The sequence below is a fragment of the Streptomyces sp. NRRL S-495 genome, from assembly GCF_000966955.1.
Taxonomy (GTDB): Bacteria; Actinomycetota; Actinomycetes; order Streptomycetales; family Streptomycetaceae; genus Kitasatospora; species Kitasatospora purpeofusca.
In genome coordinates, this window is record NZ_JZWY01001154.1 from 1 (window position 1) to 1,231 (window position 1,231).

Annotated in this window: 1 protein-coding gene; it reads right to left on the bottom strand. The window is 69.9% G+C overall.

Features of this window, described 5'->3' with window-relative positions; genetic code table 11:
* A partial coding sequence (locus VR45_RS40075) for an ATP-binding protein (RefSeq protein ID WP_045944903.1) occupies positions 1-1,231 on the bottom strand: 1,231 nt, incomplete at both ends.

A 1,231-nucleotide genomic window follows, 5' to 3' on the forward strand; every position in this document is an offset into this window, starting at 1 on the left:
CGGCCGCCGCGGCCGCCGTGACGGGCTCGGACAGGTCGGGCCGGGTGGTGGGCAGGTAGAGGGTGAAGGTGCTGCCCTGGCCGAGGGTGCTCTCGACGGTGATCGCGCCGCCCAGCAGATAGGCGATCTCACGGCTGATCGACAGGCCCAGCCCGGTGCCGCCGTACTTGCGGCTGGTGGTGCCGTCGGCCTGCTGGAAGGCGCCGAACACCGTCTCCAGGTGCTGCGGGGCGATGCCGATGCCGGTGTCGGTGACCCGGAAGGCGACCACCGGGCCGTCCCGGCGCACGCCGTCGGGGAGTTCCGCCTCGGCGGCGGGCTCGATGCGCAGGTCGACGCCGCCCTGCGCGGTGAACTTGACGGCGTTGGAGAGCAGGTTCCGCAGCACCTGGCGCAGCCGGTAGTCGTCGGTGCGCAGCTCGCCGGGGACGCCGTCGCCGGTGCGCACGGCGAAGGCCAGGCTCTTCTGGCCGGTCATCGGGCGGAAGGTGCCCTCGACGTAGTCGACCAGGGTGGCCAGCGGCACCGTCTCGATGTTGAGGTCCATCTTGCCGGCCTCGACCTTGGACAGGTCGAGGATGTCGTTGATGAGCTGGAGTAGGTCGGAGCCGGCGGAGTGGATGATGCCCGCGTACTCGACCTGCTTGGCGGTGAGGTTCCGGGTGGGGTTCTGGGCGAGCAGCTGGGCGAGGATCAGCAGGCTGTTGAGCGGGGTGCGCAGTTCGTGGCTCATGTTGGCCAGGAACTCCGACTTGTACTTCGAGGCGACGGACAGCTGGTGGGCGCGGTCCTCCAGTTCCTGGCGGGCCTGCTCGATCTCCAGGTTCTTCGCCTCGATGTCGCTCTTCTGCGCCTCCAGCAGCTCCGCCTTCTCCTCCAGCTCGGCGTTGGAGACCTGCAGTTCCTCCTGGCGGGCCTGCAACTCCTCGGAGCGGGCCTGGAGTTCGGCGGTGAGCCGCTGGGACTCGCCGAGCAGCTCGTCGGTGCGGGCGTTGGCGACGATGGTGTTGACGTTGACGCCGATGGTCTCCATCAGCTGGCCGAGGAAGTCGCGGTGCACCGGTGTGAACGGCTGGACGGCAGCGAGCTCGATCACACCGAGGACCTGGTCCTCGACGATGATCGGCAGCACCATCAGGGCCAGCGCGTCGGTGCGGCCCAGGCCGGAGGTGGCGGACAGGTAGCCGGGCGGCAGCTGGTCGACGGCGATGGTGCGGCGGCTGCGGGCGGA